Origin of the sequence: Microbacterium sp. AISO3 (assembly GCF_002204305.1) — a bacterium.
Classification (GTDB): domain Bacteria; phylum Actinomycetota; class Actinomycetes; order Actinomycetales; family Microbacteriaceae; genus Microbacterium; species Microbacterium arborescens.
On sequence record NZ_NHRF01000002.1, the window covers coordinates 162,148 to 188,837 of the forward strand.

Consider the following 26,690-nt stretch of genomic DNA (forward strand, 5'->3'; position numbering starts at 1 on the left):
CAGGCCGCGCCGAGAGCCGGCTGCACACCGAGTGAGTTCGCGGCTCGTCCTTCCGGGAGCGACGCCGCCAGAGATGTGCCGGGTGGCGCGCGGTGCCGCCCGAAGAGGAGTACGCCAGTGATGGCCGACGATCGCAATGACAACCCGACCCCCGATGAGTCCGAGAACGCGGTAGACCCCGCCGCGGCCGAACTGGCCGATGCCGTGACGTCGATCGACGCCACCGAGGAGCACATCGACAGCGGACGGGCAGCCGAGGACGATGCCCCGGAGCCCGCTCCTGGCGCCGATGAGTCGGCCGCCGCTCCCGACGAGCCCGTGCCTGCTGAGGAGTCCTCCCCGGCGCAGGAGGAGGTCCGTGGGGAAGAGCAGGCTCCTGCTCCGCAGCCCGAGCCCGCGGAGGAACCCGCCCCCGCAGAAGAGCCCGCCCCCGCCGAAGAGCCGGCGGACGCCGGCCCTCCGACCGCGGTCTCGCTCGGTCTCCTGCCCGCCGAGTTCGTCTCCGCGGTATCCACCGCGCTGCATTTCTACGCTCCCGAGATCCCGCCGCTTCCGGCGCTGCCGGACGACGTCGAGGACGACGACTCCGCGTCCTCATCGGGCTCGAGCAGCTCGCGCCGTCGCGGCCGCCGCCGCGGCGGGTCGAACGGCGATGAGGGCAATGAGCCTGCTCCGCGCCAGCGCGCGGTGGAGCTCATCACCGAACCGCAGCGCATCAAGGGCTCCACCCGGCTCGAGGCGAAGAAGCAGCGCCGCCGCGACGGCCGCGAAGCGGGTCGTCGGCGCACCGTCGTGACCGAAGCCGAGTTCCTCGCCCGCCGCGAGGCGGTCGACCGGGTCATGATCGTTCGATCCAAGAACGGTCGCATCCAGATCGCCGTCCTCGAGGACAACGTGCTCGTCGAGCACTACGTCGCGCGCAACCAGGACGCCTCGCTGATCGGCAACGTGTACCTCGGGCGCGTGCAGAACGTGCTCCCGAGCATGGAGGCCGCCTTCGTCGACATCGGCCGTGGTCGCAACGCCGTGCTCTACTCCGGCGAGGTCGACTGGGATGCCGTCGAGACGGGCAACCAGCCGCGCCGCATCGAGCTCGCACTCAAATCCGGCGACCGCGTCCTCGTCCAGGTCACGAAGGATCCGGTCGGGCACAAGGGTGCTCGCCTGACGAGCCAGATCTCGCTCCCCGGCCGCTACCTCGTGTACGTCCCGGGCGGCGCGATGAACGGTATCTCGCGCAAGCTTCCCGACACCGAACGGGCGCGTCTCAAGCGCATCCTCAAGGAGGTCCTCCCCGAGTCGTCGGGCGTCATCGTGCGCACCGCCGCGGAGGGCGCGACGGAAGACCAGCTCACGCGAGACGTGCAGCGGCTCACCTCGCAGTGGGAGCACATCAGCTCGCAGCTCGAGAAGATCCAGGCTCCCGCGCTCCTGCACTCCGAGCCCGACCTTCTCGTGAAGATCGTCCGCGACGTCTTCAACGAGGACTTCTCGCGCATGCTGATCCAGGGCGACGAGGCCTACTCGACGATCACGTCGTACCTCACGGGAGTCGCGCCCGATCTCCTCGAGCGCGTCGAGAAGTACGAGGACGAGCAGGACCCCTTCGACGCGTTCCGGGTCACGGAGCAGATCGAGAAGGCGCTGGATCGCAAGGTGTGGCTGCCCTCGGGCGGTTCGCTCGTGATCGACCGCACCGAGGCGATGACCGTCGTCGATGTGAACACGGGGAAGTTCGTCGGATCGGGCGGCAATCTCGAGGAGACCGTCACCAAGAACAACCTCGAGGCCGCCGAGGAGATCGTCCGGCAGCTGCGCCTGCGGGACATCGGCGGCATCATCGTCGTCGACTTCATCGACATGGTGCTCGAGTCCAACCGCGATCTCGTGCTGCGGCGTCTGATCGAATGCCTGAGCCGTGACCGCACGAAGCACCAGGTCGCCGAGGTCACCTCGCTGGGTCTGGTCCAGATGACGCGCAAGAAGCTGGGCCTCGGGCTCCTGGAGACCTTCAGCGAGGCGTGCGAGGTGTGCGCCGGCCGCGGCGTCATCGTCCACCACGATCCGGTGGTCAAGCACCGCGGCGCCGGCTCGCAGAACGGCAACGGCAACGGTTCGGCGCGCCGCAACGGCCGTGGCGGCGGTAACGCGGCTCCCGCGCCCGCGAACGGCGGCACCCACGTCATCACCGAGGGCGCGAAGTCGGCACTCGCCCAGATCGCCGCGTCGACGATCCAGGCGACTGCTGCGGAGGAGGACGCCGAGATCATCACCGTCCCGGTGGAGGGGGAGTCCGCACCCGTCGAGCGCCCGAAGAAGCCACGGCGCAAGAAGGCCGAGCCCAAGGCGCCGCGAACCGAGAAGGACCTGCTCCTCGACTCGGTGCTCAACGCGCTCCCCGAACCCAAGGCTCCCGGTCAGGGCCGCGGACGTCGCCGCGTGACGACCGCCGCCCTCAGCGGCACCCCGGTATCGGCGGCGCCGGCCTCGGACGACTGAGGTCGATCGTCACGACGAACGCCGCGGGATCGCTTCAGATCCCGCGGCGTTCGCGCGCGGTGACACGCAGCCCGGAGGCGATGAGGCGACGCACCAGTTCGTGGCCGGACACGTGCTGTGCGCCGCCGGCGACCAGGCGGTCGAACGCCGAGTCGGGGACGTCGTAGTGATCGAGGTCGAAGGCGCGGGCGGGCACCTCATGACGACGGGCGAACGCGTGCAGTTCATCGAGATCCGAGTCGCTGACGAGGTGCGACCAGAGCCTGCCGTGCGCCGGCCAGCGCGGATCGTCGATCAGTATCGCCATCCTCCGATCCTACGAAGCGGATGCCGCGGGGGCGCCGGCCGCGACACACCCGGCCGTCCTTTTGCCGGATCTCCCGGCATCCGGTAAAGTGGACCCTTGGTGCAGCGAGTCCGTCGACGTCCCGTCGTTATCGCGGCTCAGCCACAGGATCATCTGGGGCACGCGCACCAAGACTTTCCAGTCTCGCAAAGACAATCGGAGCCGTGCGCTCCACAGAAGAAACAGGTGTGAAGTGGTTTACGCAGTTGTGCGCGCCGGCGGCCGTCAGGAGAAGGTCGAGGTCGGCACGATCGTCGTCCTCGATCGTCAGGCGGCTCAGATCGGCGACAAGCTCGAGCTTCCCGCCGTTCTCCTCGTCGACGGCGACGCCGTGACCACCGACGCTGACAAGCTCGCGAAGGTCACGGTCACCGCCGAGGTTCTCGGTGAGGAGCGCGGCCCGAAGATCGTGATCCAGAAGTTCAAGAACAAGACCGGCTACAAGAAGCGCCAGGGCCACCGTCAGGACCTCACGCGCGTCAAGATCACCGGCATCAAGTAAGCCAGGGAGACGCAGAGATGGCACACAAAAAGGGCGCAAGCTCCACCCGTAACGGTCGTGACTCCAACGCACAGCGCCTCGGCGTGAAGCGCTTCGGCGGCCAGGCCGTCAACGCCGGCGAGATCCTCGTCCGCCAGCGCGGCACGCACTTCCACCCCGGCGCCAACGTCGGCCGTGGCGGCGACGACACCCTGTTCGCACTTGCGGCCGGTGCCGTCGAGTTCGGCACGAAGGGTGGCCGCAAGGTCGTCAACATCGTGGCGGCAGCCGAGTAATTCGGACCAGACCACTTCGCGGCGAGGGGCGGGCTTCGGCTCGCCCCTCGCCCTGTTTTCCAGGAGGCACCGCATGGTGACGTTCGTCGACCGGGTCACGCTGCATCTGCGTGCCGGCAAGGGCGGCAACGGCTGCGTGTCGGTGCGCCGTGAGAAGTTCAAGCCGCTCGCCGGCCCCGACGGGGGAAATGGCGGTGACGGCGGAGACGTCGTCCTCGTCGCCGACCCCCAGGTGACGACCCTGCTGTCGTATCACCACTCGCCGCACCGCTCGGGTGGCAACGGCGGATTCGGCATGGGCGACAACCGTTCGGGCGCGGCGGGGGAGCACCTCGAGCTCCCGGTGCCGGTCGGCACGGTCGTGAAGACGCCCGAGGGCGAGACGCTCGTCGACATGGTCACCCCGGGGATGCGGTTCGTCGTGGCTCCCGGCGGCCAGGGCGGACTCGGCAACGCGGCGCTGGCCTCTCCGAAGCGCAAGGCTCCCGGTTTCGCGCTCCTGGGCACCCCCGGCTGGGAGGGCGACGTTCAGCTCGAGCTGAAGACCGTCGCCGACATCGCGCTCGTCGGATTCCCGTCGGCGGGCAAGTCGAGCCTCATCGCCGCGATGTCCGCCGCGCGCCCCAAGATCGCCGACTACCCGTTCACGACGCTGCACCCGAACCTCGGCGTCGTGCAGGCCGGCGACATCCGCTACACGATCGCGGACGTGCCCGGCCTCATCGAGGGTGCGAGCGAAGGCCGAGGGCTCGGGCTCGAGTTCCTCCGTCACGTCGAGCGCTGCTCGGCCCTCGTCCACGTGCTCGACTGCGCCACGCTGGAGCCCGGACGCGACCCGATCACCGATCTCGACGTGATCCTCGCCGAGCTCGGCGCCTACCCGGTGCCCGAGGGGCAGATTCCGCTGCTCCAGCGCCCGCAGCTGATCGCGCTGAACAAGACCGACGTCCCCGAGGCACGCGACCTGGCGGACCTCGTCCGTCCGGATCTCGAAGCGCGCGGCTACCGCGTGTTCGAGATCTCCACCGTGAGCCGGCAGGGCCTGCGCGAGCTCTCGTTCGCCATGGCGGAGCTCGTCGCCGAGCACCGCGTTGCGGCAGCGGCCGAGGTGCCCGCCGAGCGGATCGTCATCCGCCCCAAGGGCGCCGAGCGCGACTTCACCGTCCGCGTCGAAGGCGGGACGTACGGCAACGTCTACCGCATCCTGGGTGCGAAGCCGGTTCGGTGGGTCCAGCAGACCGACTTCCAGAACGAGGAGGCCGTGGGCTTCCTCGCGGATCGTCTCGACAAGCTCGGTATCGAGGACGAACTGTTCCGCCTCGGTGCGACCCCGGGGTCGACGGTGGTCATCGGCGAGGGCGACGGGATCGTCTTCGACTGGCACCCGTCACTCTCGTCTGCCGCCGAACTGATGTCCGCTCCGCGCGGTACCGACCCGCGCCTCGATCTGAACCCGCGCCGGACCTCCAATCAGCGCCGCGAGCGCTATCACGAGCGTATGGATGCGAAGGCGGAGGCCCGTGCCGAGCTCGAGGCGGAGCGCCGCGCGGAGAAGTCGCGAGGTGCCGACGAGGACGACGCATGAGCCTGATCTCGCGCGCCGAGCTCAACGGTGCCCGACGTGTGGTCGTGAAAGTGGGCTCGTCGTCCATCAGCGGTGAGAACGCGGGCAAGATCGACTCGCTCGTGGACGCCCTCGCGCAGGCGCACGCTCGGGGCACCGAAGTGGTGCTCGTGTCGTCGGGAGCGATCGCGACCGGTATGCCGTATCTGCGTCTCGACGAGCGACCGACCGACCTGGCGACCCAGCAGGCCGCCGCCGCGGTCGGCCAGAACGTCCTCGTCTACCGCTATCAGGACGCGCTGCGGCAGTACGGCATCGTCGCCGGTCAGGTTCTGCTGACAGCCGGCGACTTCGACGATCCGACGCACCGCTCGAATGCACGGCGCGCGATGGAGCGGCTGCTCGGACTGCGGATCCTGCCGATCGTGAACGAGAACGACACCGTAGCCACGCACGAGATCCGCTTCGGCGACAACGATCGGCTCGCCGCGCTCGTGTCGCGCCTCATCGGTGCCGATGCCCTCGTGCTCCTGAGCGACATCGCGTGCCTCTACACCCGGCCCCCGAGCGAACCTGGCGCACGCCCCATCGAGAAGGTCGCGTTCGACGACGACCTGAGCGCATACGAGTTCGGGGCGACGGTCGTCAACAGCGTCGGCACCGGCGGCGCGGCCACGAAGGCCTCGGCGGCGCGGTTGGCTGCCGAAGGCGGCGTAGCCGCGCTCGTGACGAGCATCGACCTCGCGAGCGACGTGCTCGCCGGGGCCGATGTCGGCACGTGGTTCGAAGCGAATCCGGCGCCGATTCTCCCGCAGGGCACCGGAGCCATCGGCGTCGCCTGAGACGGGTTCGCCACCGTCGCCGTCGCTAGACTGACGGGATGACCACCGCCGTCGCTACCGACGTCTCCGAGCGCCTCCGCGCCGCCAAGCGCGCGAGCCGATCGATCGGCCTCCTCGACGATGCCGCCAAGACGGCCCTCCTCGACGGTATCGCCGACGCGCTGATCGCCGACACCGCGCGCATCGTCGCGGCCAACCGCGATGACCTCGAGCGCGGGGATGCGGCGGGTATCTCTGCGGGCCTGCGCGACCGTCTCCTCCTCGACGACGGGCGCATAGCCGCGCTCGCGAGCGCGGTCCGCGATGTGGCGCGGCTTCCCGACCCCGTCGGCCGTGTGCTCGACGAGCGGGAACTGCCCGGAGGCGTGCGGCTGCAGAAGGTCTCGGTGCCCTTCGGCGTGGTCGCCTCGATCTACGAGGCGCGGCCCAACGTCACGGTCGACATCACGGCCCTGGCGCTCCGTTCCGGAAACGCCGTGGCGCTTCGCGGAGGATCGGCCGCGCAGTCGACGAACGGCGCCCTCATCGCGTCGATGCGAAATGCGCTCGATCGTGCCGGAGTAGACGCCGACGGCATCCAGACCGTCGATGATTTCGGCCGCGACGGCGCTCGGTTCCTCATGCGCGCGCGAGGCTTGGTCGATGTGCTCGTTCCCCGCGGCAGCGCTCAGCTCATCGAGACCGTCGTGACGGAGTCGACGGTTCCCGTCATCGAGACGGGCGCGGGCGTCGTGCACATCGTGCTCGACGAGTCCGCGCCGCTCGACTGGGCTCGCGACATCGTCGTGAACGCGAAGGCGCAACGACCGAGCGTCTGCAACGCCGTGGAGACCGTGCTCGTCGTCCGTTCGGCAGCCGACCGCCTCATCCCGCCGGTGTCCGAGGCGCTCGTCGAAGCCGGCGTCACCATCCACGGCGACGACGCGGTGCGTCGACTGGTGCCAGAGGCCGTCGAGGCGACCGAGGACGACTGGGCAACCGAGCACATGAGCCTCGACCTCTCGATGCGGGTGGTCGACGACCTCGACGAAGCCCTCGAGCACATCCGCCGCTATTCGACGATGCATACCGAGGCGATCGTGACGGCCGACGACGCTCATGCCGAACGCTTCCTCGCCGAGGTGGACGCCGCGGTCGTCATGGCCAACGCCTCGACGCGATTCACCGACGGCGGCGAGTTCGGCTTCGGCGCCGAGGTCGGCATCTCGACCCAGAAACTGCACGCCCGCGGTCCGATGGGACTTCCCGAGCTGACCAGCACGAAGTGGCTCGCGCGCGGCGCCGGGCAGACACGCGCCTGACCACCTAAACTTGATATGCGCCGCCGCGCGAAACGAACGGAGCCCCGATGACCCTCGCCACGATCACCGCATTCGCCGCCGAGCAGACCGAGCACCACGGCAATGTGCAGGCGGAGACGATGATCTTCGGCGTCATCGCCCTTGTCATCTTCCTCGCCCTCGGTCTCGTGACGCTGTCGTACCGCAACGTCGCGAACCGCCACGCCGGCAAGGCGGAGGCCTACGCCGCGGCCCACGGCAACCAACTGACGCAGTCGGAGAACGGCCACCACTGAGGCTGCTCCGATGACGGGAACGCGTGCGCCGCGTATCGGCGTGATGGGCGGCACGTTCGACCCGATTCATCATGGGCACCTCGTGGCCGCGAGCGAGGTCGCGCAGTCGTTCGACCTCGACGAGGTCGTCTTCGTGCCGACCGGCACGCCGTGGCAGAAGTCGTTCGTGTCACCGGGGGAGCACCGGTACCTCATGACGGTGATCGCGACGGCGTCGAACCCGATGTTCACCGTGAGTCGCGTCGACATCGACCGCGACGGCCCGACGTACACGATCGACACACTGCGTGATCTCAAGGCCCAACGTCCCGAGGCGGACTTCTTCTTCATCACCGGGGCTGACGCCATCGCGCAGATTCTCAGCTGGAGGAACCATGATGAACTGTGGGAGCTCGCCCACTTCGTCGCGGTCTCGCGTCCCGGCCACACGCTTTCCAGTGCCGGACTGCCCAGCGATGACGTGAGCCTGCTCGAGATCCCCGCGCTGGCCATCTCATCGACCGACTGCCGGGCACGCGTCGGACGCGGACATCCGGTGTGGTACCTCGTTCCAGACGGGGTCGTCCAATACATTGCGAAGCATCATCTCTATCGGAGCAAGGCATGAGCGACAAAGAGCAACAGCCACCGACTCCGCAGCTGACGCGCCGGCAACTGCGTGAGCTGCGCAACACGGCTTCCAATCCGATCATCGTCGACCCCGAAGCCGCCGACGACGCGTCGGCGACCGCAGCGGAGCAGACGCCCGCCCCCGCGCCGCTGCCGCGTGCGGCGGAGCCGGTCGAGGTTCCCCCGGCTCCGGTGCCGCAGGCCTCGGTCGATCTCGGATCGCCCGCGCTGACCCGCCGTCAGGCTCGACTGCAGGAGAAGATCCGCACGGCTTCGATCCCGGTCGTGACCTCCACCGGCGAGCATGCGGCCGTCGTCGCCGAACCCGACGCGGATGCGCCCGGTCAGAGCGACGCCGACGATGCGGCTCGTGCGATCGAGCCCGACGCCTCCGACGAGGCCGTCCAGTCGGATCGCGAGCACGACGCTCCTGAGGCCGAGGGTGCCGACGGCACGGATGCCGAGACGACGGCGGCCCCGCCGAACGTCATCGCCTCCGAGTTCGAGCCCACCGACTCCGACGCCGTCGATTCCGAGACCATCGCCGAGGATCACGTCGCCGAGGACCACGTCGCGGAAGACGACATCGTCGCGAACGATGAGAGCGCGAACGATGAGAGCGCGGACCACGAGAGCGCGGACGCAACGGAGCCCGAGCGTCACGTCGTCTCGAACGACCTCGGCGCTGATCTGCTCGCGGGGGAGTCCGCGGCAACGGATGTGCCCGCATCGTTCGATCAGCTGCTCTCGCGCAGTGCCGCCGCGACGGGCGCCTTCACGACGCCGAACGCGTTGATCCTCGCGGAGAACCCGGACGGCGGGCCGTTGGTAGCACCGGTCACCGCGACCGGCGAGGTCCTGATCACCGGGACGTTCACCCTGCCCGAGAACTTCGGTTCGACCGGCGTCGTCCCGGGTGTTGCGGACGGAAAGGAGGTCGATGCGGTCCTCGTGGACGGCGAGCTGCCGGCCTCATCGTCTCCGACGCCCATCGCCGCGAGCGCGGCCATTTCGACCATCAAGAGCGCGGAGGACGTCATCCGTCCGCCGGCGCCGGAGAAGGGCAGCCGTTGGACGGTCGCCCTCGCTATCACCGCGGGGGCGCTCGCTCTCGCTCTGGCGGGCGTTCTGCTCGTCTCGCTTTTCACAGGAGTCTTCGGATGAGTTCACAAGCAGTCATCGACATGGTCGCCGTCGCGGCGGCGGCCGCGGAATCGAAGGGCGGCGAAGATCTCGTCGCCCTTGACGTGTCGCAGCCCCTCCCGCTCGTCGACGCCTTCCTGCTCGTCAGCGGCAACAGCGAGCGCAACGTCGCCGCGATCGCCGACGCGGTCGAGGAGAGCATGCTCGAAGCCGGGCACAAGCGCCTGCGTCGTGAGGGACGTACGGAGTCGCGCTGGGTGCTGCTCGACTTCGGCGACCTCGTCGTGCATGTGTTCCACGAGCAGGAGCGCGTCTACTACGGGCTTGAGCGCCTGTGGAAGGACTGCCCGGTGATCCCCATCGAGGCCACCGTGGTCACGAGCACCCCCGGAGATGTTGTAAGCTAAATGAGTTCCCGCGAGAGCGGAAACCACGGGCCTGTGGCGCAGCTGGTAGCGCACCTGCATGGCATGCAGGGGGTCAGGGGTTCGAGTCCCCTCAGGTCCACCGATCAATATGAAATGCCCCGCCTCCGGCGGGGTTTTTTCGTGTGCGTCGTCGTCCGCATCAAAGCTTCCTCATGCGCGCCGCGGATCATTTGTATCCGTTCATCGAATTCACCGGAATCACCGCGGCAGACGATGACGTTCTCAGCCGCCTCTCACTGTTGCAGCTCCGGGAACATCACCTCGGGAAAACGGGGCGTGGTACACGATCCCCCGCGCCGGGAACACAGACGACTGCATCCTCGAATCGGGGAACAACAGCAATGCGGTGACCGTGCTGCACCGATAAGACCCTCAGGAATGCGCAGAGCGTCGTGGTAATCGGCGTCGACGGTGTTCACGGCCCGACCGCACGGTCACACATCACGTGGTGGGGCCGCGGATCGATCTGCACGCGCGGCTCGCCGCTCGGGCTCTGATCCGACGACATCGAGCACCGCGGCGCGCAACGCCTGGCCGCGGGCGCTCAGCAGCCGCTGCTGGCGCACATACTCGGCCTTTCCGTCGGCCGTCTCGATCGCAACGGGGGAGTAGCCCCAGTCACGCAGGTCGTAGGGCGAGGCGCGCATATCGAGTTCTCGGATGTCGCGAGCCAGGACGAATGCGTCGAGGAGCAGATGCCCCGGAACGAGGGGGCCGAGCTTCAGCATCCACTTGTAGACGTCCATGCCGGCGTGCAGGCATCCCGGTTGCTCGCGTCCGGGCGCCCCTTCTCGGTCGAGCGGTTCGCGGTTGCGCGGCACCGCCTCGGGGGTGAAGAAGCGGAAAGCGTCGAAGTGCGTGCAGCGTAGGTCGTGGGCCTCGACAACGGCATCCGTTCCCGCCGCGCCGAGCCGGAGCGGGATCTCGTGCCGCGTGGCGTCGGCGCGGTAGACCATCGCCCATTCGTGCAGGCCGAAGCACCCGAAAGCAGCCGGGCGATCGCGCGTCGCACGGAGGATGCCCGTCACGCCGCGGTAGAGCGATGCGCGCTCGGTCCGGAACTGCTCGTCGGCCACGCGCGCGTGGGCGTCGCCGACCGTCTCGTACCAGCGCCAGCCGCCACGCTCCTTCGCAGCGCCCTCGAGCACAACGTGCGGGCCCGGGTGCCAGCGCCGGAGGATGGCCGGCTTGTAGGAGTAATACGTGAACAGGAAGTCCTCGACCGGATGCTTCTCAGCGCGCGAAGCGCGCCGCCGGTGGGCCTCGGTCAGTGCCTCAGCGCGCTCCGCATGCGCATCGGACAGCGCGCGCCAGACCTCCGGCGCGAGCTGAACGGGTTCGAAGGGGCGGAGCGTCACCTCTCGAGGATAGACACCGGTGCGCTGGGAGACCGCGTCATGCCGGCTCGATGAGCGATGGATCGTCGTTGCGCACGTTGCCCACAGCAGACCCGACGGCGAACCAGGTGAGCGTGTCGACCACGGACGGTGCCGCATCCGCCACCGCGTCGAGCAGATCGGCCGGGTACTCGGTGGTGGGATCGAGCCACACGTCGGCGTACTCGGCGTCGATCATCAGCGGCATCCGGTCGTGGATCTCCGCCAGACCGCCGACCGCGGAGCGGGTCAGGATGGTGAAGGTCAGCAGCCAGCGGCCGGGATCGTCGGCGGGACGCGACGGATCCTTCCACCACTCGTAGAGCCCGGCGAAGAAGAGCGGCTCCCCGTTCTCGGGCCGGATGAAGTGAGGCGTCTTGTCCCCGGTGGCGCCTTGCCACTCGTAGTAGCCCGAGGCCGGGATGACGGCACGGCGCGAGACCAGCGCATCACGGAACGTCGGCTTCTCAGCTGCTTCTTCGGACCGCGCGTTGAACGCCCGTGCGCCCACCGACGGATCCTTGGCCCATGCGGGCACGAGGCCCCACCGTGCCGACGCCAGTCGACGCGTCGGCGGCTCGGTCTTGGCCGAGTCGAGCACGATCGTCGCCTGGGCCGTGGGTGCGATGTTGAACGAGGGAGAGGGCAGATCGTCGGGAACGATTTCGGCGTGCAGAACGCTCGCGAGCTCGGAACCGACGCGGGCTACGACGAAACGACCGCACATGTCTTCAGCGTAGGGCGCGCGTGCGACATCCGTCCGCACCGCCCTCAGTCGCGCTCGATGACGCCGACATCGGCGAGCCGGTCCAGGAGCGCCGCTCCATCCGACCCGGTGACCCAGGGCACCTGTGCCGCGGAGTGATCGTTGACCGCGGTGCGGCCACCCGCGAGGACGGCCTCAGCGGGCGACAGCCGCCGGATCGCGACCGCGCGCACCCGGTCGGGGTTCTCGCTGGCGAAGGCCGTGTACAGTGCGTCGTCGTGCTGACCGTCATCGCCGACGAGGAGCCAGCGGACGTTGGGGAACTCCTTCGCGAGGCGCCGCAGATTCTCGGCCTTGTGATCGCGTCCGCTGCGGAACCAGCGGTCGTGTGTCGGTCCCCAATCGGTCAGGAGCATCGGACCCGACGGGAAGACGTGCCTTCTGAGGAACCGCATGAGGGTCGGCGCGACGTTCCAGGCGCCCGTCGAGAGATAGATGACGGGGCTGCCGGGACGGTCACGCGTGAGGCGCTCGAGCATGACGGCCATCCCGGGAACCGGCTGACGCGCGTGCTCGTCGAGGACGAAGGAGTTCCATGCCGCCACGAACGGGCGCGGCAGAGCGGTCACCATGACGGTGTCGTCGATATCGGAGATGATGCCGAAGTCGGTGTCGCCGGCGATCACGAAGACCCGTGTCTCGATGACCTCGCTGCCCTCGACGGTCATCGTGATCGTCTGCCAGCCGGGTTCGAGCGTCCCGGGCAGCTCGACGTCGATGACGCCACCGCGGTCCGCCACGATCGCGTGCGTCGTGCCGGCGACGGTCACCTCGACCTGCGCGAACGCCACCGGCACCGACGCGAAGCTGCGCCAGCCACGGACCGACGCGTACTCCCCGCCCTTCGTAGGGCTTTTCTGGGGTGCGATCAGCACGCGCCCGAGGACGCGGACCCACCCGTCACCGCCGTAGCCCGGGTATGCGGCGACGGTCGGTCGTTGACCGCGCGCGCGGGCGCGTCGTTCGCGCCACGAGTGGAAGCGGCGCTCGAGGCGCGCCAACCACAGGATCTTCTTCCGTGGTGCGGGTGAGGAAGCCATCGCTTCAGTCTTTCACGTCCCCGTCCGCGAGTCGGGTCTTCTCCTCCTCGAGCCGCAGATGGCGCGCCTCCCGCCGGGTGATCAGACGCTTCACGAGGTACGCGAGAACCAGGAACACGACGATGACGGCGACGAAGAGGTATCCGGCGTACTGGATGTTGTCCGAGACGGCGCGATAGGTCTTCGCCGCCGCGGCGACGACGCCCACGTAGAGCGAGGTCCAGATGACGCAGGCCGGGGCCGTCCACGCGATGAAGCGGCGATACGAGAAGCCGCTCATGCCGACCGTCAGCGGCACGAGCGAGTGCAGGACGGGCAGGAACCGCGAGAGGAAGATCGCGGGCCCGCCACGGCGGCGCAGATACAGCTCCGAACGCACCCAGTTGTCCTCGCCGATGCGGCGGCCGAGCCGAGAGAAGCGGATGCGGGGGCCGAGCCAGCGCCCGAGCGCGAACCCGATCGACTCTCCTGCGAGCGAGCCGGCGACGACCGCCGCGCCGAGGATGAAGCCCTCGCCGACACTCCCGACCGCGGTCGCGGCCACGATCACCACGGTGTCGCCGGGCACCACCAGGCCGATGAGCACGCTGGTCTCGAGCATGATCGCGATTCCCGCCACAACCGTGCGCAGCACCGGGTCGATGCTCTGCACAGTGTTCAGAATCCAGTCGAGGATCTCGTTCACGCTCCGAGCCTAGGGGCGCGACCTAAGACATAACCTGTGATCGTGCCCGAGACGACCAGCTTCCGCTGCCTCGACGGGTGGATCGATCCCGCCGACCTCATCGGCACGGTGCCCGGCGAGCACGTCTTCTGGCTCGACGCCGGTGTCGACGCTGATTCGGGATGGAGTTGGCTCGGTTCCGGCGAGCCGGCCGACGCTCCCGACCCGATCGTGGACGGGTCGTCGACGTGTGCGAGGAGCGGCGGGGAGCGCGTCGGGCCCTTCGGCGGCGGCTGGGTCGGCTGGACGGGCTACGACGCTGCGGCCGCACGAGCGGGAGCGCCGGCGCAGCGCGATGCCGAGGAACCCGACGCGCTCTGGCTGCGGGTGGATCGGTTCGTGGCGTTCGACCACGCGGAGCGGCGCGTGTGGGTGGCGGCACCGGCGGACGCAGTGGCGGACTTCGCCGCAGAGGTCGACCGCTGGCGTACGGCCGCTGCCGCTGCCGCTGCCGGCGTCGGCGAGCCATCGGCGCTCCCTCGTCGCCTCGTGGCCGCGGCTCGCGTCGGGCCCGAACGCTACGCCGCACTCGTCGAGGACTGCCGCAGCGCGATCCGCCGGGGTGACGCGTACCAGCTCTGTCTCACGACCCGGTTCACGGTGCGGGACGAGCGCCCGATCGATGCGCTCGGGGTGTTCCGGAGGCTCCGGGGCGCGTCGTCGTCGCATCACGGCGCGCTGATCCGATCGGGGGAGCGGGCGCTGATCAGCGCGAGCCCGGAGCGATTTCTCGGACTCGCCGATGGAACCGTCCTGACGAGCCCGATCAAAGGAACCCGGGGTCGCGGCGGCGATGCGGCATCCGATGCCCGGCTCGTCCGGGATCTCCTGACGAGCCCAAAGGAGCGCGCGGAGAACGTCATGATCGTCGACCTCATGCGCAACGACCTCCAGCGCGTGAGCGAGCCCGGCTCCGTCGTGGTCGAGCGGCTGCTCGAGGTCGAGACCTATCCGACCGTGCACCAGCTGGTCAGCAGCGTGTCGGGATCGATCCGACCGGGCACGCGACTGTCGGAGGTCCTCGCCGCGACGTTCCCGGCCGGGAGCATGACCGGCGCGCCGAAGCTCTCGGCGATGACGATCCTCCATGCTCTCGAGCGCGCCCCGCGCGGGACGTACGCGGGGTGCTTCGGTTGGGTCGGCCACGACGGCGATGCGGATCTGGCGATGATCATCCGGTCGATCGTCGTCGACGCCGTCACCGCCTACGTCGGGGCGGGCGGTGGCATCACATGGGGATCCGAGCCGGACGCCGAGGTCGACGAGGTGGCGCTGAAGGCGCAGGCACCGCTCGCCGCGCTCGGAGCCGACCTGCCGCCCCGGTGGCGGGAGCGGGTCCGGTAGCCTGGAAGCGGTGCTCTCGCGCCTTTTTCGCATTCCCAGATTGGTTCACCCGTGACCGACAGCTCCACTGATCGCGCCAACACGCCCGATTCCGCCGCATTCGACGCCCACGCCGTTCAGGCGAAGTGGCAGCGCGCCTGGGCAGACGCCGATCCCTTCCGTGCCGGCGGCGATGACGACAAGCGTCCCCGCAAGTACGTCCTGGCGATGTTCCCGTACCCCTCGGGCGACCTCCACATGGGGCACGCCGAGAACTACCTCTACTCCGACATCGTGGCCCGCTTCTGGCGGCACCGCGGCTACAACGTGCTGCATCCCATCGGCTGGGACAGCTTCGGTCTGCCCGCTGAGAACGCCGCCATCAAGCGCGGCGCCGACCCCCGAGCGTGGACGTACGACAACATCGCTCAGCAGAAGCAGAGCCTGCACGAGTACGGCGTCTCGTTCGACTGGAGCCGCGTGCTTCACACGAGCGACCCCGAGTACTACACCTGGAACCAGTGGCTCTTCCAGAAGCTCTATGAGAAGGGGCTGGCTTACCGCAAGGAGAGCCCGGTCAACTGGTGCCCGAACGACCAGACGGTGCTCGCCAACGAGCAGGTCGTCGACGGGCACTGCGAGCGCTGCGGTGCCGAGGTGATCAAGAAGAAGCTCACACAGTGGTACTTCAAGATCACCGAATATGCCGACCGCCTGCTCGACGACCTGAACCAGCTCGAGGGCTTCTGGCCGCAGAAGGTCATCCAGATGCAGCGCAACTGGATCGGTCGATCGGTCGGCGCCGACATCGACTTCGAGATCGAGGGCCGTGACGAGAAGGTCACCGTCTTCTCGACCAGGCCGGACACGCTGCACGGTGCGACCTTCATGGTCGTCGCACCCGACTCCGACCTCGCAGCGGAGCTCGCGGCCGGTTCTTCCGACGAGGTGCAGCAGCGCTTCCGCGAGTACCTGCAGACCGTCCAGAAGACGAGCGAGATCGACCGGCAGACCGCGGACCGTCCGAAGACCGGCGTGTTCCTCGACCGGTTCGCCATCAACCCCATCAACGGTGAGCGGCTGCCGATCTGGGCTGCCGACTATGTGCTCGCCGACTACGGTCACGGTGCGGTCATGGCCGTCCCGGCGCACGATCAGCGTGACCTCGACTTCGCGCGAGCGTTCGACCTGCCCGTCCGGGTCGTCGTCGACACGACGGCCCCCGTGACGGGTGCGATGCCCGTCATCGAGCTCGACGACGAGGGTGTGCCCGTCGACTCCGCCCCCGCGATCGATGACCTCGACCCTGCCCGCACCGGTGTCGCCCTCACGGGTGACGGACGCATGATCAACTCGGGTGCACTGGACGGCCTGAGCAAGCGCAACGCGATCGGGCGTGCCATCGAGCAGCTGACCGCGAGCGGAACCGGCCGTGCGGCCAAGACCTACCGCCTGCGGGACTGGCTGATCTCGCGGCAGCGCTTCTGGGGTACGCCGATCCCGATGATCCACACCGAGGACGGCCGGATCGTTCCGGTGCCCGCCGAGGAGCTTCCGGTTCGCCTCCCGTCCGTGGCTGGCCTCGATCTCACGCCGAAGGGCGCGTCGCCGCTCGGTGCCGCGACCGACTGGGGCACCACGACCGACCCGGAGACGGGGGATCCCGCGCGCCGCGACCCGGACACGATGGACACCTTCGTCGACAGCTCGTGGTATTTCCTGCGATTCCTGTCGCCGAACGACGCCGGCCAGCCGTTCGCGCCTCGCGAGGCCGACAAATGGGGCCCGGTCGACTTCTACATCGGCGGCGTCGAGCACGCGATCCTGCACCTGCTCTACGCGCGGTTCATCACCAAGGCCCTGTTCGACATGGGCCAGGTGGAGTTCACCGAGCCGTTCTCGAGCCTCATCAACCAGGGCATGGTCATCCTCGACGGCGCGAAGATGTCGAAGAGCAAGGGCAACCTCGTGCTCTTCCAGGAGGAGCTCGAGCAGCACGGCGCGGACGTCCTGCGTGTGGCCCTCGCGTTCGCGGGTCCGGTCGAGGACGACAAGGACTGGGCGGATGTCTCCACGACGGGCGCGGCGAAGTTCCTCGCCCGTGCGCTGCGGGTCGCCGCGGACGTGGACAGCGAGATCGACGTCGTCTGGGCCGAGGGGGATGCCGCGCTGCGTCGGGTCACGCACCGCCTGTGGGCAGACGCCCCGGGGCTCGTCGAGCAGACGAAGTTCAACGTCGTCGTCGCGCGGCTCATGGAGCTCGTGAACGCCACCCGCAAGGTCATCGACAGCGGCGCCGGCGCGAGCGACCCGGCAGTTCGCGAAGCGGCCGAGGCGGTCGCCGTCATCCTCGATCTGTTCGCTCCGCACACAGCGGAGGAGATGTGGGAGACCCTCGGGCACGAGCCCTTCGTCGGCCTCGCCGTCTGGCGCCAGCCCGACCCGACGCTTCTCGTCGAGGAGTCCGTCACCGCGGTCGTCCAGATCGACGGAAAGGTCCGGGGCACGCTCAACGTGTCGGCGAAGATCTCCTCGGATGAGCTGGAGTCACTCGCCCGCACCGACGAGAAGGTGGTCCGCGCCCTGAACGGCCGCGAGATCGCCCGAGCCGTGGTTCGCGCTCCCAAGGTGGTCAGCTTCACGACCGCTCGCTGACGACGGCGGGGGGAGTCGTCACAGGGTGACACACTTCCCCCGCCGCCGTCACCCGCGGACTACCGTGGCGATCGTGCAGCCGCTTCCCGCCGTCGTCCTGACCATCGTGCTCGTCGCGTTCGTCGCAGCGATCGGCATGATCGCCCGGCGCTCGCGCGGTCGTACGCACGACGTCGCAGACGGTGAGCTCCTGACTCCCTCGATGGTCGGCACGCCGGCCTTCGGCCAGTCCGCGACCCTGCTGCAGTTCAGCACCGAGCTGTGCTCTCGGTGCCCCGCGGCGCGGCGCGTGCTGACGTCGCTCGCGGGGGACCACGACGGCGTCCGACACGTCGAGGTGGACCTGACGCATCGTCCCGACCTCACTCGCCGGTTCGACGTCATGCAGACACCCACGGTGCTCGTGCTCGACGGCACCGGGAGGGTGCGTCAGCGCACGGGTGGAGTCCCGGATCGGTCCGCGCTCGAGACCGAGCTCACCCGTCTGCTGCAGGAGGCGTGAGATGACCGCGATCGAACGTCTCGACGTCCGTGCGCCACGCTTCGCGGCATCCATCACGGCCGTCCTGCTGCTCGCGGCTTTCCTCGCATCGCTGCTCGGAATCGCGACGGCGCCGACGGGTGCCGAGTGGCGCCTCGGAGCCGCGCCACTCGCCGATCGGGTCGTCGATGGGGGCTTCCTGCTCGTGCTCCTCGCGGCGCTCCTGTTCCTGTGGGGCGTCGTGTCACCGCGGACCGCGCCCTGGGCGGTGCTCTTCCGCCGCGTCGTGCGGCCGCGCCTGTCACCCCCGCGAGAGTTCGAGGACGCGCGTCCGCCGCGCTTCGCGCAGGGTGTGGGCCTCACGGTGACCGCGGCAGGGCTGCTGCTGCATCTCGCAGGCGTTCCGTGGGCATTGCCCATCGCGGCTGCGCTCGCGTTCGCAGCCGCATTCCTGAATGCCGCGTTCGGCTTCTGCCTCGGCTGCCAGATGTATCTGCTGCTGCAGCGGGCGGGTCTTCTCGGGCGTGCGCGGGCGTAGCCCGCTCTGACCGTACCTCCTCCGATTTCTGCGCCTGATCCGGTTTCTGAACTCCAGGTTCGGGGGGATTCGCGGTGTCGTCGACCCCCCTTGTGACGCCTGGAGGCCCGTCCTAGCTTGGGTGGCATTCACAGGGGCGGCTTCGGCCGCGGGGACACGGTCGACCCCTCGCCGCCTCTATTCGGCGTGCAATGAGGAGACGAAATGAACGACGAAACGATCAGCCCCGCAGCCCCTCTGTTCACCAGGCCCACGGAGGCGAAGGGTGCGCCGCGGCACGTGATTCCCCAAAACGAATCGCTTCCCGCGACCGCGAAGCAGATCGTCGAGGATGAAACGATCCTCGACGGAAATGCGCGTCTGAACCTCGCCACGTTCGTGAGCACGTGGATGGATGACGAGGCGAAGGACGTCTACACCTCGTCTTTCGATAAGAACATGATCGACAAGGATGAGTACCCGCAGACCGCGGCCATCGAGGACAATTGCTGGCGGATGCTCGCCAATCTGTGGAACTCGCCGGATGCCGGGCACAGCATCGGCACCTCGACCATCGGCTCCTCGGAGGCGTGCATGCTCGGCGGGCTCGCGTTCAAGCGCCGCTGGCAGCAGCTCCGCCGGGCGCAGGGCAAGGACGCGTCCACTCCGAACCTCGTCATGTCGAGCGCCGTGCAGGTGTGCTGGGAGAAGTTCTGCAACTACTTCGACGTCGAGCCCCGGTTCGTTCCGATCACGGAGGAGCACAAGACGCTCGACGGCCACGACCTGGAGAAATACGTCGACGAGAACACGATTGGCGTCGTCGCGATCATGGGCGTGACGTACACCGGGATGTACGAGCCCGTCGCGCAGATCGCTGCTGCGCTCGACGCGATCCAGGAACACACCGGTCTCGACATCCCTATTCACGTCGACGGCGCATCGGGCGGGATGATCGCCCCCTTCCTGCAGCCCGACCTGGTCTGGGACTTCCGGCTGGAGCGGGTGCACTCGATCAGCACCTCGGGCCACAAGTACGGCCTGGTGTATCCGGGCCTCGGCTGGGTCGTGTGGCGCGAAGCGCGGTGGCTGCCCCAAGACCTCGTCTTCCAGGTGAGCTATCTCGGTGGCGAGATGCCGACGTTCGCGCTGAACTTCTCGCGGCCGGGCGCTCAGGTGCTGCTCCAGTACTACCTGTTCCTCCGGCTCGGCTTCGAGGGATACCGTGCCGTTCAACAGGAGTCGCAGGACGTCGCGAAGTATCTCGCCGCCGGGATCGGCGCGCTCGATGCGTTCGAGCTGTGGAACGACGGAAGCGACATCCCGGTGTTCGCGTGGCGCTTGAAGAAGGGACACACCGACAACTGGACGCTGTACGACCTGCAGGATCGACTGCGGATGCGCGGCTGGCTGGTGCCGGCCTATCCGATGCCGGACGATCTCACCGACATCACGGTGCAGCGCATCGTCGTGCGCAATGGGTTGAGCATGGATCTCGCTCAGTCGCTGCTGGCCGACATCCAGCGTGAGGTGGCGTACCTCGACGGCCTGCAGTCGCCCATGCCCACGGCCGCCGCGAATTCGGCGTTCCACCACTGAGGCGCGTCGTCATGTCCACGTCTCAGCCATCCTCCCGTACGACGCCGAACCATCCCCTCGCGCCTCGGTCGAGCGTCACGACCTACCTCGGTGTCGGCCAACTCGCGCTGCTGACGCTCGTGGTCGTCGCCAGTCTTCGCTCGCTGCCGGCGATGGCGGTCTTCGGCCTCGGCAGCGTGACCCTGTACATCCTCCCGGCGATCTTCTTCCTGATTCCGACAGCACTGGTCGCGGCAGAGCTCGCAACGGGCTGGAAAGGCGGCATCTACGTCTGGATCCGTGAAGCGATGGGCAACCGCTGGGGCTTCACCGCCGTCTGGCTCCAATGGATCCAGAACGTCGTGTGGTACCCCACGCAGCTGGCGTTCATCGCGGCCGCGCTCGCGTTCGTCTTCCTCGATCCGTCACTGTCGAGCTCGGGCTTCTTCACGGCAGTGGTGATCCTCGTGCTGTACTGGGGCTCGACGCTGGTGACGCTGCGCGGCGGGAATCTCTTCGCAAAACTGGGCTCCTGGGGCGGCATCCTCGGCACGCTGCTCCCGGCGGCCATCCTCATCGTCTTCGGAGCGATCTGGGTCTTCGGCGGCGAGAAGAGCCAGGTGCCGCTCACGCCCGACGCGGTGATCCCGCCGTTCACCGGCATCGCATCGATCGTGCTGATCGTGTCGAACTTCCTCGCCTATGCCGGCATGGAGGTCAACGCGGTCCACGTGAATCAGATGAAAGACCCCGGCCGCGGCTTCCCGCGTTCGATCCTCATCTCGTCGATCCTGATCCTGCTGGTGTTCATCCTGCCGACCCTCGCCATCTCGGTTGCGGTGCCGCAGGAGGAGCTCGGGCTGACGAATGGCATCATGCTCGCGTTCCAGGAGTACTTCCAGCACTGGGGCGTGGGGCAGTGGGCGACGGCCGCGATGTCGGCGCTCATCGCGGCGGGCGCGCTCGCCTCGGTGATCACCTGGATCGCGGGCCCGTCCAAGGGCGTGCTCGCAGCAGCGGAGACCGGGCTGCTCCCGCCGCTGCTGCAGAAGAAGAACAAGGCCGGCGTGCAGTCGGGCATCCTCATGCTGCAGGGCACGATCGTCACGATCCTGGCGGCGATCTTCATCATCGTTCCCAACGTGAGCGCGGCATTCGTGGCACTGATCGACATGGCCGCGGCGCTCTACCTGATCATGTACATGATGATGTTCGCCGCTGCGCTCGTGCTCCGACGGACGCAGCCGGGCGTGAAGCGCACGTATCGGGTACCGGCCATGGGGCTGGTCGCCGGTGTCGGGTTCCTCGCGAGCCTCGCCGCGTTCGTGTTCTCGTTCATCCCGCCGTCGGGGTTCAGCGCCTTCTCTCCGGCGCTGTATCCCTGGATCGTCGGGCTGGTGATCATCGTCCTCGGGGCTCCGCCGCTCATCTTCTACGCCGTGCGCAAGCCGTCGTGGGACATGCGCACCGCGGAGGACAAGAACGTTCCGGTCACCCATGAGACGGATCCACCCGCCGGAGTGGATTCGGGATCTGTGCCGACAAGTCGACGGCGCCCGGACGAGTCGCCGGGCTCTCCCCACACGGGGTGACGCGCAGGTTGTTCCGCAGCGGCGACGGGGAAGGGAACGGTCGGGAGCATCCCGCCTAGCCTGACGGCGTGACTGCTCCCGACCCCGCTCCGGCCCGGCGCCGCTGGAGCGTCGGGGCGCTGATCGTCCTCGTCCTCGCAGCGGCGGCGGTCACCGTCGCGATCGGCATGATCCGCTCTCTCGCGGCGCCGGCGTCGGTGGTGACCCCGGCCGTGAGCCCGACGGTCGAGGCTCACGGCGACACCGGCACCGCCGCCGTCTACGTCCACGTCCACGGCGCCGTCGTGAGCCCCGGGTTGTATCGCCTCGAAGCCGACGCGCGCGTGATCGACGCCGTCGCCGCGGCGGGCGGTTTCAGCGACACCGCTGATCCGGCTGGAGTGAACCTCGCGCGCACCGTCACCGACGGCGAGCAGCTCTTCGTCCCCGAGCCCGGTCAAGCGCCGCCCGAATCGGCAGACGGTGGGTCGTCCGGCGGGGCCGGTGCAGACGGCCTCGTCGATCTCAATACCGCGGATGCCGCTGCGCTCGACACCCTCCCACGGGTCGGCCCTGCGCTGGCCGAGAGGATCATCGCCTGGCGCGAAGAGAACGGGCGATTCACGAGCGTCGAAGACCTGCTGGCGGTGTCGGGGATCGGCGAGAAGATGCTCGAGTCACTGCGGGACCGGGTGCGCGTGTGAGCGGCCGCATCCGCCGTCGCGACCTCCGCTTGCTGCCCGTCGCGGTCGGTGTCTGGGTCGCCGCACTCGTGACGACGAACGATCCCGACGTCGCGGGAATCCTGGCGGCCGCGCTCTGGACGGCCGCGACGGGGATGCTGGCGGTGACGATCCTCCGTCGCCGGTTCTGCGACGACTCACGCCCACGGCGGACCGGCATCGCCATCGCCACCGTCACGCTCGCCTTCGCGGCGGCTGCCGTGTCGCACACCGCGATGAGCGTGCCCGACCGAGATCGGGCCCTCGCGTTGCCCCTCACCGGCGGGCGGGTGGTGGCGATCGAGGCCGATGTCACGGGAAAGATCGAGAGCTCTGCCACGGGCTGGCGTTTCGATGCCGTGGCTACCAGCGTCCGCGCCGGCGGCGACGTCACCGCGACCCGGGTGCCAGTGGTCGTCCGCACAGCCGAGCGTTCCGTCGGTCTCGATCTGGGTGCCACCGTCTTGCTCACCGGCTCCGCCGCGCCCGCCCGGTCGGGGGAGCGGGCGGTCCTCATCATCACGGCGAGCGATCCGCCGGAGGTCGTCGCGCAGCCGCGGGGTCCTCTCGCACTGGCTTCCACGCTCCGGACGGCGCTGCTCACACAGGCTTCTTCGCTGCCGCAGCCGGGCGCGGGCCTCGTCGCAGGCCTCGCGGTCGGAGACACGGCCGGGGTCACTGCCGAGCTCGATGCGCAGATGAAGACGGCGTCGCTTTCGCATCTGACCGCGGTCTCCGGGGCGAACTGCGCGCTCGTCGTCGGAATAGCGTTCCTCGGCGCCGGGATGCTGGGGCTGCGCCGTCCGTGGCGCGTCACGATCGGGCTCGCGGCGCTCTCGGGCTTCGTGATCCTCGTCTCACCAGAGCCGAGCGTCGTGCGGGCGGCCGCCATGGCCGCTATAGCGATGCTCGCAGCGTTGCTCGGGCGCGCTGGTGCGGGGGCGTCCGTTCTGTGCCTCGCGATCGTCATCTGCCTGATCGCCGATCCCTGGCTCGCAGGCAGCATCGGGTTCGCGCTGTCGTCGGCCGCGACCGCAGCGTTGATCCTGTTCGCCGGCCCCGTGAGCGACTCGCTACGACGTTTCATGCCGCGCCCCCTCGCGCTCGCCATCGCCGTACCCGCCGCCGCGCAGCTCGCGTGCACTCCGATCCTGGTGATGATCGATCCGCGACTACCGGTGTACGCCGTGCTCGCCAACGCGTTGACCGCGCCCGCGGCACCGCTGGCGACCATCGCCGGGCTCGCGGCGTGCCTGAGCGTCGGGGCGCCGCTGTTGGCGAGTGGCCTGACCGCCATCGCCTGGGTCCCGTGCGCCTGGATCGCAGCCACCGCACAGGCGGTCGACGCCGTCCCCGGCAACTCGATCGCCTGGTTCCCCGACGCGCCGGGTGTCGTGCTCGCAGCGGCCCTCTGCGCCGCCCTGCTGCTGGCTGTGCTTCCCGGCACCCCCCGCCGGGTTCGTCGCGCCTCGACGGCGCTCGTCGCTCTCGCCGTGGGCGGGGTGGTCGGCTCGGGCCTCGTGACGGGACCGCTCGAGCGGGCGCGGACCCCCGATGACTGGGCGATCGCTGTCTGCGACGTGGGCCAGGGTGACGGGGTTCTCCTGCGCTCGAGCGACGCTGTCGCGCTCGTCGACACCGGCCCCGACCCCGAGGCACTCGGTGCGTGTCTGAACCGGTTCGGGGTCAGCCGCATCGATCTCCTCGTTCTCACCCACTTCGACCTCGACCACGTCGGCGGCACCGACGCGGTCATCGGGCGCGTCGGCGCCGTCCTCCACGGCCCGGTCGCGGACTCGCAGGAGGATCAGCTGCTCGCGCGACTCGCCGCAGCCGGAGCGTCGGTCCGCACGGCTTCCGCCGGCATGGCGGGGGCGCTGGGCGGCGCCGACTGGGAAGTACTGTGGCCGCGCAGGAGCGCGAGCGGGTTCGCGCCCGGCAACGATTCGAGCGTCGTGATCGATGTCCGCGGCGGCGGGATTCCTGCCGTCCTGCTTCTCGGCGATCTCTCGGAGACGCCCCAGCTGACCCTCGGCGCCGCGCTGCGGTCGACATACGACGTCGTCAAGGTGTCGCACCATGGCAGCGCGGACCAAGCCGAGTCGCTGTACGGCCGGCTCGGCGCACGTGTCGCGCTGATCGGGGTGGGGGAGAATTCCTACGGCCATCCGCGCGAGGAGACCATCGCCCTCCTGCGCTCGCTCGGGCACGAGATCGTCCGCACCGACGAAACCGGAGCAGCAGCACTCACCATGACCGATGGCGGCATCCGGGTGTGGCGCCAGCGCGTCCCGCCACCGGGATGAAACGCGGATTCCGTCCGCATCGCCCGGGCCAGCGGCTACTCGGGCGGGGCGACAAGCTGGGCCAGACGCGCGTACGAGTCGGTGATGATCGCGGTCAGCGTCGCGGTGCAGTCCTCGGCGGTCCACAGCTCGAGCGCGGTGTCGAAGAGCCCCACGACTGTCTGGGAGACGAGCAGAGCGTCGATGTGATCGGCACCGCGCCGCCGGAGCCCGTCGCGGATCGCCTGCGCCAGAACCGCGGACTTCGATCGCTCGCGCTCGATGAGATGCGCATCGGTCGCGATGATCGATCGGCGCTCGCGGATCGCGTCGCGCCAGGCCTCGAGCTCAGGCGTGACGGCGAGCAACCCATGCATGGCCAGTGCCATCGGGTCGAGCCCGTCGGGCGCGGCGGCGAGCAGGTCGGCAACGACATCCGGAAACTCGCGCTCACGGAGGAACAGCACGTCGCGCTTGTCGGGGAAGTGACGGAAGAACGTCCGCGTGGTCAGACCCGCCCGTTCCGCGATCTGCGGCACCGTGGTGGCCGCATACCCCTGCGACCGGAACAGCTCGATGGCGGCTTGTTCCAGGCGCAGTGCGGCGTCGGGGGCCCAGCGTGGCATGGGGCGAGCCTACCCGATGACATTGTGTGTCATCATTAGCGGACGCATTGATGACAGAGCATGTCATCACCTCTCGGAACGGAGCCCGCCCCATGTCATCGAACGCCGCCGCTTGGCTCCCGTCTCCGCGAGCCGATCTCGTCGTCGGGCCCGCTGCGATGCATGAGCCGGGCCCGAGGGAGATGCTCATCCGCAGCCGGGCGGTCGCGGTGAACCCGCTCGATGACGTCAAGCAATGGACCGGCGATCTGATGTACCGCTGGCTGGGCTATCCCGCGGTGCTCGGAGAGGATGTCGCGGGTGAGGTAGCCGCCGTGGGGGAGGGCGTGACGCGCTTCGCGGTGGGCGACCGCGTCGCCGCCTACGCGGTCGGGATGGAGCGCGGCCGACGCCATGAGGCGGAGGGCGCGTTCCAGCTCTACGTCGTCGTGCGAGAAGATCTCGCGACGCCGTTGCCCGACGGTCTTTCGTTCGAGCAGGCCGCGGTGCTGCCGCTCGCCGTCTCGACGGCGGCCACGGCACTCTTCCAGGACGATCAGCTCGCACTCCGCACCCCGACCGCTGACGCAGCACCGACGGGGGAGACCCTGGTCGTGTGGGGCGGCTCGACGAGCGTGGGGAGCAACGCGATCCAGCTGGCGGTCGCGGCGGGCTATCGCGTCATCACCACCGCCTCACCGCATAACGAGTCCCGAATGCGCGAGCTCGGCGCGGAGCTCGTCGTGGACTATCGCGAGCCCGGAGCCGTCGCAGCCATCGTCTCGGGCGTCGGAGGCCGCCCCCTCGCCGGCGTGGTCGCGATCGGGGCGGGCTCGGGCGATGCCGCGGTGAGGATCGCAGCCACGGCCGGTACCCGTCGCGTCGCTCTCCTGAGCCCGCCGGTCGCCTTCACGACGCTTCCCCGCCGCGGTGGCCCGAGCATCGCGTTCCTGCGGACGATGACGACGATCGGGCTGTCCCAGCTCGCGACGCAGGCTCGGGCTCGCCGCCACGGCATCAACGCCAGGTTCGTGTGGGGGAGCTCTCTCATGACCAGCAGCGTCGGACCCATGCTGTGGGAGCAGTATCTGCCCGGGGCTCTCGCCGAGGGCCGGCATGTCTGCGCCCCCGAGGCCGAAATCGTTGGGGAAGGCCTGGAGAGCATTCAACACGCGCTGAATCTGCTTCACGCAGGCGTCTCCGCCCGAAAGCTCGTCGTCCGCCTGTAGCGACCACCATTCGGGGTCGGTGGTCCCGATTAGG

Annotated in this window: 25 protein-coding genes and 1 tRNA gene; 20 read left to right on the forward strand and 6 right to left on the reverse strand. The window is 69.1% G+C overall.

Going from position 1 to position 26,690, the window contains the following annotated elements:
* Nucleotides 1–120: 120 nt before the first annotated feature.
* Complete coding sequence (locus CBF90_RS03615) at nucleotides 121–2,499, forward strand: Rne/Rng family ribonuclease (protein WP_088379944.1); 2,379 nt, start codon at nucleotides 121–123, stop codon at nucleotides 2,497–2,499.
* Between the two features lie 34 nt (nucleotides 2,500–2,533).
* Here the strand turns inward: CBF90_RS03615 and CBF90_RS03620 are convergent, their stop codons facing one another.
* Nucleotides 2,534–2,806: a DUF4031 domain-containing protein gene (locus CBF90_RS03620; protein ID WP_064956589.1), complete on the reverse strand. Its 273-nt coding sequence runs from the start codon at nucleotides 2,804–2,806 to the stop codon at nucleotides 2,534–2,536.
* A 232-nt stretch (nucleotides 2,807–3,038) separates the two neighbouring features.
* Between CBF90_RS03620 and rplU the strand changes: the two genes are divergently transcribed.
* The 10 genes from rplU to CBF90_RS03670 all read left to right on the forward strand — a co-directional run bounded on the left by rplU (nucleotide 3,039) and on the right by CBF90_RS03670 (nucleotide 9,863).
* Nucleotides 3,039–3,347 (forward strand): 50S ribosomal protein L21, encoded by a 309-nt coding sequence (gene rplU, locus CBF90_RS03625; protein WP_023950787.1) that lies wholly within the window; start codon nucleotides 3,039–3,041, stop codon nucleotides 3,345–3,347.
* A 17-nt stretch (nucleotides 3,348–3,364) separates the two neighbouring features.
* Nucleotides 3,365–3,622 (forward strand): 50S ribosomal protein L27, encoded by a 258-nt coding sequence (gene rpmA / locus CBF90_RS03630; RefSeq protein WP_023950785.1) that lies wholly within the window; start codon nucleotides 3,365–3,367, stop codon nucleotides 3,620–3,622.
* A gap of 73 nt (nucleotides 3,623–3,695) precedes the next feature.
* On the forward strand, nucleotides 3,696–5,207 hold the full coding sequence (gene obgE / locus CBF90_RS03635; protein WP_088379945.1) for a GTPase ObgE: 1,512 nt from the start codon (nucleotides 3,696–3,698) through the stop codon (nucleotides 5,205–5,207).
* A complete protein-coding gene (gene proB / locus CBF90_RS03640; RefSeq protein WP_088379946.1) occupies nucleotides 5,204–6,028 on the forward strand; it encodes a glutamate 5-kinase in 825 nt (274 codons plus the stop codon). The genes obgE and proB overlap by 4 nt, the downstream gene beginning before the upstream one ends.
* Before the next feature lie 38 nt (nucleotides 6,029–6,066).
* Nucleotides 6,067–7,329: a glutamate-5-semialdehyde dehydrogenase gene (locus CBF90_RS03645; protein ID WP_088379947.1), complete on the forward strand. Its 1,263-nt coding sequence runs from the start codon at nucleotides 6,067–6,069 to the stop codon at nucleotides 7,327–7,329.
* A 47-nt stretch (nucleotides 7,330–7,376) separates the two neighbouring features.
* Nucleotides 7,377–7,604 carry a hypothetical protein gene (locus CBF90_RS03650; protein ID WP_023950781.1) on the forward strand — a complete coding sequence of 76 codons (228 nt, stop codon included), beginning with the start codon at nucleotides 7,377–7,379 and terminating at the stop codon, nucleotides 7,602–7,604.
* Nucleotides 7,605–7,614: 10 nt separating this feature from the next.
* Entirely contained in the window at nucleotides 7,615–8,211 is a 597-nt protein-coding gene (nadD, locus tag CBF90_RS03655; RefSeq protein ID WP_023950780.1) for a nicotinate-nucleotide adenylyltransferase, read from the forward strand.
* Entirely contained in the window at nucleotides 8,208–9,377 is a 1,170-nt protein-coding gene (locus tag CBF90_RS03660; RefSeq protein WP_088379948.1) for a hypothetical protein, read from the forward strand. Before nadD ends, CBF90_RS03660 begins: the two co-directional genes overlap by 4 nt.
* On the forward strand, nucleotides 9,374–9,763 hold the full coding sequence (gene rsfS / locus CBF90_RS03665) for a ribosome silencing factor (protein ID WP_023950777.1): 390 nt from the start codon (nucleotides 9,374–9,376) through the stop codon (nucleotides 9,761–9,763). Before CBF90_RS03660 ends, rsfS begins: the two co-directional genes overlap by 4 nt.
* 27 nt (nucleotides 9,764–9,790) lie before the next feature.
* A tRNA-Ala gene (locus CBF90_RS03670) sits at nucleotides 9,791–9,863 on the forward strand.
* 355 nt (nucleotides 9,864–10,218) lie between these two features.
* Here CBF90_RS03670 and CBF90_RS03675 read toward each other — a convergent pair.
* Genes CBF90_RS03675 through CBF90_RS03690 form a run of 4 tightly spaced genes read right to left on the reverse strand, consistent with a single transcriptional unit; the run spans nucleotide 10,219 to nucleotide 13,651 of the window.
* Nucleotides 10,219–11,142 (reverse strand): hypothetical protein, encoded by a 924-nt coding sequence (locus CBF90_RS03675; protein ID WP_023950776.1) that lies wholly within the window; start codon nucleotides 11,140–11,142, stop codon nucleotides 10,219–10,221.
* Between the two features lie 37 nt (nucleotides 11,143–11,179).
* Nucleotides 11,180–11,887, reverse strand: a complete 708-nt coding sequence (locus tag CBF90_RS03680) for an SOS response-associated peptidase (RefSeq protein WP_088379949.1) — start codon at nucleotides 11,885–11,887, stop codon at nucleotides 11,180–11,182.
* A gap of 44 nt (nucleotides 11,888–11,931) precedes the next feature.
* Complete coding sequence (locus CBF90_RS03685) at nucleotides 11,932–12,966, reverse strand: App1 family protein (RefSeq protein WP_071918110.1); 1,035 nt, start codon at nucleotides 12,964–12,966, stop codon at nucleotides 11,932–11,934.
* 4 nt (nucleotides 12,967–12,970) lie between these two features.
* Entirely contained in the window at nucleotides 12,971–13,651 is a 681-nt protein-coding gene (locus CBF90_RS03690) for a DedA family protein (RefSeq protein ID WP_036304580.1), read from the reverse strand.
* A gap of 42 nt (nucleotides 13,652–13,693) precedes the next feature.
* Here CBF90_RS03690 and CBF90_RS03695 point away from each other — a divergent pair, with 42 nt between their 5' ends.
* The 8 genes from CBF90_RS03695 to CBF90_RS03730 all read left to right on the forward strand — a co-directional run bounded on the left by CBF90_RS03695 (nucleotide 13,694) and on the right by CBF90_RS03730 (nucleotide 24,843).
* Nucleotides 13,694–15,034 carry an anthranilate synthase component I family protein gene (locus CBF90_RS03695; RefSeq protein ID WP_088380051.1) on the forward strand — a complete coding sequence of 447 codons (1,341 nt, stop codon included), beginning with the start codon at nucleotides 13,694–13,696 and terminating at the stop codon, nucleotides 15,032–15,034.
* A 51-nt stretch (nucleotides 15,035–15,085) separates the two neighbouring features.
* A complete protein-coding gene (leuS, locus tag CBF90_RS03700) occupies nucleotides 15,086–17,668 on the forward strand; it encodes a leucine--tRNA ligase (protein ID WP_088379950.1) in 2,583 nt (860 codons plus the stop codon).
* A 73-nt stretch (nucleotides 17,669–17,741) separates the two neighbouring features.
* Nucleotides 17,742–18,170 carry a thioredoxin family protein gene (locus CBF90_RS03705; protein ID WP_036304871.1) on the forward strand — a complete coding sequence of 143 codons (429 nt, stop codon included), beginning with the start codon at nucleotides 17,742–17,744 and terminating at the stop codon, nucleotides 18,168–18,170.
* A 1-nt stretch (nucleotide 18,171) separates the two neighbouring features.
* Nucleotides 18,172–18,687 carry a DUF4395 domain-containing protein gene (locus CBF90_RS03710; RefSeq protein ID WP_023950764.1) on the forward strand — a complete coding sequence of 172 codons (516 nt, stop codon included), beginning with the start codon at nucleotides 18,172–18,174 and terminating at the stop codon, nucleotides 18,685–18,687.
* Nucleotides 18,688–18,891: 204 nt separating this feature from the next.
* Complete coding sequence (locus tag CBF90_RS03715) at nucleotides 18,892–20,265, forward strand: glutamate decarboxylase (RefSeq protein ID WP_088379951.1); 1,374 nt, start codon at nucleotides 18,892–18,894, stop codon at nucleotides 20,263–20,265.
* Between the two features lie 11 nt (nucleotides 20,266–20,276).
* Complete coding sequence (locus CBF90_RS03720) at nucleotides 20,277–21,836, forward strand: amino acid permease (protein WP_088379952.1); 1,560 nt, start codon at nucleotides 20,277–20,279, stop codon at nucleotides 21,834–21,836.
* Between the two features lie 68 nt (nucleotides 21,837–21,904).
* Nucleotides 21,905–22,519: a ComEA family DNA-binding protein gene (locus CBF90_RS03725; protein ID WP_023950759.1), complete on the forward strand. Its 615-nt coding sequence runs from the start codon at nucleotides 21,905–21,907 to the stop codon at nucleotides 22,517–22,519.
* Nucleotides 22,516–24,843: a ComEC/Rec2 family competence protein gene (locus tag CBF90_RS03730; RefSeq protein ID WP_242435577.1), complete on the forward strand. Its 2,328-nt coding sequence runs from the start codon at nucleotides 22,516–22,518 to the stop codon at nucleotides 24,841–24,843. Before CBF90_RS03725 ends, CBF90_RS03730 begins: the two co-directional genes overlap by 4 nt.
* A 35-nt stretch (nucleotides 24,844–24,878) precedes the next feature.
* Here the strand turns inward: CBF90_RS03730 and CBF90_RS03735 are convergent, their stop codons facing one another.
* Entirely contained in the window at nucleotides 24,879–25,448 is a 570-nt protein-coding gene (locus CBF90_RS03735; protein ID WP_064956577.1) for a TetR/AcrR family transcriptional regulator, read from the reverse strand.
* A 92-nt stretch (nucleotides 25,449–25,540) separates the two neighbouring features.
* On the opposite strand from CBF90_RS03735, the gene CBF90_RS03740 reads away from it, so the two are divergent.
* A complete protein-coding gene (locus CBF90_RS03740; RefSeq protein WP_088380053.1) occupies nucleotides 25,541–26,656 on the forward strand; it encodes a zinc-binding alcohol dehydrogenase family protein in 1,116 nt (371 codons plus the stop codon).
* The last annotated feature ends 34 nt before the right edge of the window (nucleotides 26,657–26,690 follow it).

Coding starts and splice junctions, on each gene's coding strand:
- CBF90_RS03620 (WP_064956589.1), bottom strand. CDS start 2,806: ATGGCGATACTGATCGACGATCCGCGCTGGCCGGCGCACGGCAGGCTC.
- CBF90_RS03650 (WP_023950781.1), top strand. CDS start 7,377: ATGACCCTCGCCACGATCACCGCATTCGCCGCCGAGCAGACCGAGCAC.
- nadD (WP_023950780.1), top strand. CDS start 7,615: ATGACGGGAACGCGTGCGCCGCGTATCGGCGTGATGGGCGGCACGTTC.
- CBF90_RS03715 (WP_088379951.1), top strand. CDS start 18,892: ATGAACGACGAAACGATCAGCCCCGCAGCCCCTCTGTTCACCAGGCCC.
- CBF90_RS03645 (WP_088379947.1), top strand. CDS start 6,067: ATGACCACCGCCGTCGCTACCGACGTCTCCGAGCGCCTCCGCGCCGCC.
- CBF90_RS03660 (WP_088379948.1), top strand. CDS start 8,208: ATGAGCGACAAAGAGCAACAGCCACCGACTCCGCAGCTGACGCGCCGG.
- CBF90_RS03720 (WP_088379952.1), top strand. CDS start 20,277: ATGTCCACGTCTCAGCCATCCTCCCGTACGACGCCGAACCATCCCCTC.
- CBF90_RS03680 (WP_088379949.1), bottom strand. CDS start 11,887: ATGTGCGGTCGTTTCGTCGTAGCCCGCGTCGGTTCCGAGCTCGCGAGC.
- rsfS (WP_023950777.1), top strand. CDS start 9,374: ATGAGTTCACAAGCAGTCATCGACATGGTCGCCGTCGCGGCGGCGGCC.
- CBF90_RS03710 (WP_023950764.1), top strand. CDS start 18,172: ATGACCGCGATCGAACGTCTCGACGTCCGTGCGCCACGCTTCGCGGCA.
- obgE (WP_088379945.1), top strand. CDS start 3,696: ATGGTGACGTTCGTCGACCGGGTCACGCTGCATCTGCGTGCCGGCAAG.
- CBF90_RS03735 (WP_064956577.1), bottom strand. CDS start 25,448: ATGCCACGCTGGGCCCCCGACGCCGCACTGCGCCTGGAACAAGCCGCC.
- proB (WP_088379946.1), top strand. CDS start 5,204: ATGAGCCTGATCTCGCGCGCCGAGCTCAACGGTGCCCGACGTGTGGTC.
- CBF90_RS03685 (WP_071918110.1), bottom strand. CDS start 12,966: ATGGCTTCCTCACCCGCACCACGGAAGAAGATCCTGTGGTTGGCGCGC.
- CBF90_RS03740 (WP_088380053.1), top strand. CDS start 25,541: ATGTCATCGAACGCCGCCGCTTGGCTCCCGTCTCCGCGAGCCGATCTC.
- rpmA (WP_023950785.1), top strand. CDS start 3,365: ATGGCACACAAAAAGGGCGCAAGCTCCACCCGTAACGGTCGTGACTCC.
- CBF90_RS03615 (WP_088379944.1), top strand. CDS start 121: ATGGCCGACGATCGCAATGACAACCCGACCCCCGATGAGTCCGAGAAC.